Below are 5,471 nucleotides of genomic sequence, written 5' to 3' on the forward strand. Positions count from 1 at the left end.
AGGCCCGGCAAAATCAACCAATTCATAAAAACAAATCGGTATCAACAAACTTGGCACACTATTGAGTTCTCAAACAACAGACACACCCGGCACCACCCACACCCACCAAAGGGCCCAGACTCGCTCCGGAGCAACTTCCCAAACTTACCCGAACCACCATCGCTTTGCAAATCAGTATCTCAACCAATTTCACGATTACAATTCGAATTTCCCTCAAATTGCGGCGCACGAAGCACCAGCCGTTTTAGGCTCAATTCGAAGGGGTTGGCCACCCGTGGTTCCCAGCTCTAGGCTGTCTCCCTCGCGGCGACTTAGAAGACATTACACGGCTTCTGTGCCGCGCGCAAATCCAGCACTGACGCCCCGCCGTACCCCGCACCTCAGAGGGATCCACAGCGCCCGATCGGACCGCCGCGGCGACGTCGACGGCGGAACGCGGGTTCCGGCGTCGGGCCCCTAACGGAACGCGGCGATACCAGTGAGCTTGCTACCCAAGATCAGGGTATGGACTTCGTCGGTGCCTTCATACGTGCGAACGGATTCCAGGTTGTTGGCATGCCGCAAGGGTGAGTGGTCCAGCGTTATTCCGTTGCCGCCAAGGATTGTGCGGGCTTCGCGGGCAATCTTGATGGCCTCGCGGCAGTTGTTCAATTTGCCCACCGAAATCTGGTCCGGCTGCAATGTGCCGGCGTCCTTCTTGCGCCCAAGGTGCAAGGCCAGGAGGAATCCCTTATTGATCTCCAGGGCCATATCAACCAACTTCTGCTGGGTCAGCTGGTAGCCGGCCAGCGGCCTGCCGAACTGCAGGCGGCCCTTGGAGTAATCGAGGGCTACCTCGAACGCATCGCGAGCAGCGCCCATGGCGCCCCAGATGATCCCGTAGCGGGCTTCGTTCAGGCATGAGAAGGGCCCTTTGAGCCCGACGACGTTTGGCAGCATTGCGCTTTCGGGTAGTCGCACGTTGGACAATTCGATGTCGCATTGGATGGAGGCCCGCATGGAGAGCTTAGGCTCGATCGGCGTCGCCGTGAATCCAGGTGTCTCGGTTGGGACTACAAAGCCGCGGACGCCGCCGTCGGTCTGGGCCCAGATGATGGCGACTTTGGCGACCGACGCTAGGCCGATCCAGCGTTTTGATCCGTTGAGGATCCAGTCGCCTCCGTCGCGGTGCGCAAAGGTAGTCATGCCACCCGGATCCGACCCCGCCGTCGGTTCCGTCAGCCCGAAGCAGCCGATCGCTTCCCCCGCGGCCATCGCAGGCAGCCATTCGGCTTTCTGTTCATCCGAACCGTGCTTGTAGATGGCGCTCATCGCCAGTGAGCCCTGCACCGAGACGAAGGTCCGCAGCCCGGAATCGCCAGCCTCAAGTTCCGCTCCGGTCAGGCCGTATTCGACGGCGGATCGGCCGGCGCAGCCGTAACCCTTCAGGTGCATGCCGAGCAGGCCCATCTTGGCCAGTTCAGGGACAAGTTCCAGCGGGAAAACGGCCCTTTCATACCAAGTTGCGATGTGTGGCCTGACTTCGCTATCCACGAAGGCCCGCACCGAATCGCGCAGTGCACGCTCATCCGCGCTGAGGAGGGAATCAAAGTCAATCAGATCGCTGATATCGGACATCTATGTGCCTTTCGCGGATGTGTTTGGAGGTCGGACTGCGAAGGTAGACCCTTGGTGCTCGCCAATGTCCGGGGGAATTTGCCTGTAGCTCGGCGCCGACGCGGACAGCCGGATCGGGTTGGTCAACTGCCGGGAGCTGCGACCTGTGGCGGGGTCAGTGACAATGATCGACGGTTCGAGCCCCAGGCGCTCTGCCAGTTCGAAAGCCTCGCCGACGCTGTTGATCCTCCCCGCAGGAACACCGGCGGCGAGCAATTTCCGTTGCCAATTCGCAGCAGTGTCAGCATCGAGCGCAGTCTCGATCACAATCCGCAGCTCCTCACGGGACGCTACACGGCGTTCGTTAGTGAAGAACCTCGCTTGCTCGGGCAATCCCTTGAGTCCCAGAACTGACGCAAGGGCCGCAAATTGCCGGTCGTTACCGACCGCGATGGCGAGCATGCCGCCGCCAGTGCGGAATGTCTCATAAGGGGCAATGCTGGGGTGTGCATTACCTAGCCGGGCAGGCGAACAGCCCGTGGCCAAAGTGGCCGTGGCTTGGTTGACCAGGGCTGCCAGGAGCGAGGAAAAGAGGTTGATCTGCACCTGCTGGCCGGTCCCAGTGGCATCGCGCACCCGCAAGGCCATCAGGATCCCTGCCAGGGCATTCTGTCCCGTGAGGACGTCAACCAGGGCAACCCCCACCTTGCTGGGTTCTCCGTCCGCTTGGCCGGTAATACTCATCAGACCGCCAAGTGCCTGCACGAGCAGGTCATAGCCAGGCAGATCCGCGCCGGCGCCAGCCCCGAAGCCAGAGATCGAACAGTAGACAATATCCGGCCGGCTCTCGGAGACGGTCTGAAAATCGAGCCCGAATTTCGCCATGACTCCCGGGCGGAAGTTTTCGATAACGACGTCGCAGCCGGCCACGAGCGCTCGGGCATAGCTCAATCCCTCATCGGACTTGAGATCGGCTACCACTGATCTCTTGTTCCGGTTGACGCTTGCAAAATAGGTGCCGGTGCCGTCGATGTCCATAGGTGGGACCCAGGCCCGGGTATCGTCGCCGGCAGGACTCTCTATCTTGATAACGTCCGCACCGTAATCGGCCAGCATCATGGAGCACAGCGGTCCGGCTAGAACCCGCGAAAAGTCCGCGATCCGTATTCCAGCCAAGGGCTGAGGCAGACCGCTTCGGCTGTCCGCTGTGGATTCCACGACCATCTCCCCCGATAGTTGTATGTTGCATGCAACTGTAAGGGATTGTCTTCAGCTTGTAAACAATTCCTCGCCGTATTGGAGTCAGCCGCGGAGTTTCGTCAGCTGATCCAGCTTCGCCAGATAGGCATCAGAGGACAGCCCCGGCGTCTTCGCGCAAACGCCCGTAATGAGAAGCCGGGCGGTACGGGTGACATGTTCTCGAACCGCGGCCGATGCAGCCTGCGGGTCCTTTCGCTCCAATGCCTCGAGAATGCCTCGACGGTCGTCCGCCAAGTCCTGGCTGCTTCGGATTGAAGGGATGGTCACCAACCCTTGCGCGAGAACGAGATTGCGGAGCTCGCCGTCCAGGGTCGTTAGGCGGGGATTACCCGCCAAACCCATGAGGAACAGATGGAATTCCTTGTCCGCCTGCAGGGTGCCGGGACCGTCCTCGCCGGCCGCAGCGTCCAGGATCCGCCCGTGCAACAACCGGAAATGCTCCAAGTCGTCCTTGGTGATGACCTCGGCGGCCCTAGCCGCTGCCGGGGGCTCAAGAAGAATTCGGATCTGGAAGATCTGCACAATCTCATCAAGTGAAATCTGGAGCACGCGGACGCCGCGGTTCTTCTCGATCCGGACAATGCCCTCCTTTTCGAGCAGCTGCAGGGCCTCACGTACCGGCGTTCTGGACACGCCGAGTCTTTCGGCTAGTCCGATCGCGGAATAATGCTCCCCGGGCGTCATCTCACCGGACGTGATTGCCGCCCGCAGCATCTCTGTGGCCTGCGCTGTCAGCGACACTCCGGGAGTAACCTGTTGCATGCTACTCATCCTGACATTGTAAGGGTCGACGCCGACCTGCTCTCGGAGGGTGCGTATGTGAGCCGGGGTTTGGGATTTCGGGTCCATAGGCGAGCGGGGGTTTGGGATTTCGAGGCCATATCCGAGCGGGGGTCCGGGGAAACCGGGCCATGGGTGGGCCGGGGTTGGATGCCCCGGACCGCCGCTCAGTAATAAAGGGTTTTCGTGGGACGCCCGCTCAGGTATGCGGGCTCTTCGTGGTTGGTGGGGAACTGAGTTCGTGTCGTTGAAGACAAGAGGGCCCGTGGCCCTGTTGGGATGAGTGTGTCTAAGCATTCAACCTGGAACAGGACCACGAGCCTTGATCGAGCCTACCGGGGTGGCGGCCGACGCTGCCACCATCCTCTTCAACCTGCCCGACTACCGCGTCATCTCCACCAGCCTGAGCCCTGGCGGCGGTCGCCGGGTCATTGTCGAAACCGAGCAGCCGCCGGGCTGCCCCACATGTGGGGTGGTTGCCTCACGGCGGAAGGAACGCCGCTTCCAACGGATCCGGGACATTCCCGTCGCCGGTGCCGTGGAGGTCCTCTGGTCCAAGTACCGCTGGTACTGCGAGGAGCCGGCGTGCGGGAGGCTCTCGTTCTTTGAATCCACCGCCCAGGTCCCGGCCCGGGCCCGCTCCACCGGCCGGCTCCGGGACCACCTCGTGGACGCGGTCATCCGTTCGGGCCGGGCTGTCTCGGAGACGGCTGCCGCCTTTGCGGTGTCCTGGTGGATGGTCCGGGCGGCGTTGACTGAAGCCTGCGTTATGACGCTGCCTGACGTGGACGAGCTCAGCCCGCGGATGCTGGGCATCGACGAGCACCGCTTCCGGTCCGTGCGCTACTTCCAGGACCCCGAATCCAAGACGTGGACCCGATACGAGCCGTGGATGACCACGATCGTTGACCTGGACACGGGCCAGGTCCTGGGCGTCGTGGACGGCCGGGACCACAGGGGCGTTGGGGACTGGCTCTTCGCCCGGCCGCTGGCATGGCGGCTCGGTGTTCAGGTCGTCGCGATCGACCCCTCCGCAGCGTTCCGGAAAGCGCTGCGGATGTGGCTTCCCCGCACCGCCGTCGCGGTCGATCATTTCCACCTGGTCTCCCTGGCCAACCAGGCCGTGACCGAGGCCAGGCAGAACCTCTCCCAACAGGTCAAGGGCCGCCGGGGACGGGCCGTGGACAAGGCCTGGGCGCACCGGATGCTGCTCCTGCGCGCCGGCGATACCCTCACGGAGAAGGCAGCCCACCGGCTGTCAGAAGTGTTCGCGGCCGACGATCCGACCGGCACGCTCCAGGCAGTCTGGCAGGTCAAGGAACAGCTGCGGTTCCTGCTGCGCACCGGCTCCCTGGAGGACGCCGCGACGGCGAAGCAAGAACTCGAGGACCTGGTCAAGGCAGCGGCACGGCCGGAGACGAGCAGGCTCTACCGCACCGTCTGCCGGTGGTGGAAAGAGATCGAGGTCCTCATTGTCACCGGGGCCACGACGGGAAAGGTCGAGGCCAACAACACGGCCATCAAGCAGATCAAGCGCACCGCGCGCGGATACCGGAACCCCAGCAACTACAAATCGATTATCCTCTTGAGAAGTGCCGCCCGGACGGCGGCATGACACTCATCCCAGGGATCTATTTCCCCACGAACCGTGAAGAGCCGGTATGCGGGGGTTTTCGTGGGACCCTCGCTCGTGTGTTGGGGTGTTTTAAGTGGGTCAGGCCCCGACACGGTGTGTCGGGGCCTGGCCGGTGAATGGTTGTCCGGCGGTGTCCTACTCTCCCACACCCTCCCGGGTGCAGTACCATCGGCGCTGTGGGTCTTAGCTTCCGGGTTCG

Annotated in this window: 4 protein-coding genes and 1 rRNA gene; 1 reads left to right on the top strand and 4 read right to left on the bottom strand. The window is 62.5% G+C overall.

Features of this window, described 5'->3' with window-relative positions:
- Positions 1-456: 456 nt before the first annotated feature.
- The 3 genes from AC1DJB_RS23495 to AC1DJB_RS23505 form a co-directional block, all read right to left on the bottom strand.
- Positions 457-1,617: an acyl-CoA dehydrogenase family protein gene (locus AC1DJB_RS23495; protein ID WP_332603740.1), complete on the bottom strand. Its 1,161-nt coding sequence runs from the start codon at positions 1,615-1,617 to the stop codon at positions 457-459.
- On the bottom strand, positions 1,618-2,814 hold the full coding sequence (locus tag AC1DJB_RS23500; protein ID WP_441438454.1) for a CaiB/BaiF CoA transferase family protein: 1,197 nt from the start codon (positions 2,812-2,814) through the stop codon (positions 1,618-1,620).
- 84 nt (positions 2,815-2,898) lie between these two features.
- A complete protein-coding gene (locus AC1DJB_RS23505; protein WP_284988892.1) occupies positions 2,899-3,627 on the bottom strand; it encodes a GntR family transcriptional regulator in 729 nt (242 codons plus the stop codon).
- Between the two features lie 331 nt (positions 3,628-3,958).
- On the opposite strand from AC1DJB_RS23505, the gene AC1DJB_RS23510 reads away from it, so the two are divergent.
- Positions 3,959-5,251, top strand: coding sequence for an ISL3 family transposase (locus tag AC1DJB_RS23510; RefSeq protein WP_307053657.1), 1,293 nt, complete (start codon positions 3,959-3,961; stop codon positions 5,249-5,251).
- A gap of 143 nt (positions 5,252-5,394) precedes the next feature.
- Here the strand turns inward: AC1DJB_RS23510 and rrf are convergent.
- Positions 5,395-5,471: ribosomal RNA gene (gene rrf, locus AC1DJB_RS23515) — 5S ribosomal RNA — on the bottom strand; the annotation flags it as partial.

This window comes from Arthrobacter sp. 01T428 (assembly GCF_056398685.1).

What these genes read in the sequence shown, in the direction of transcription:
- AC1DJB_RS23495 (WP_332603740.1), bottom strand. Translation starts at nt 1,617, where the DNA reads ATGTCCGATATCAGCGATCTGATTGACTTTGATTCCCTCCTCAGCGCG.
- AC1DJB_RS23505 (WP_284988892.1), bottom strand. Translation starts at nt 3,627, where the DNA reads ATGAGTAGCATGCAACAGGTTACTCCCGGAGTGTCGCTGACAGCGCAG.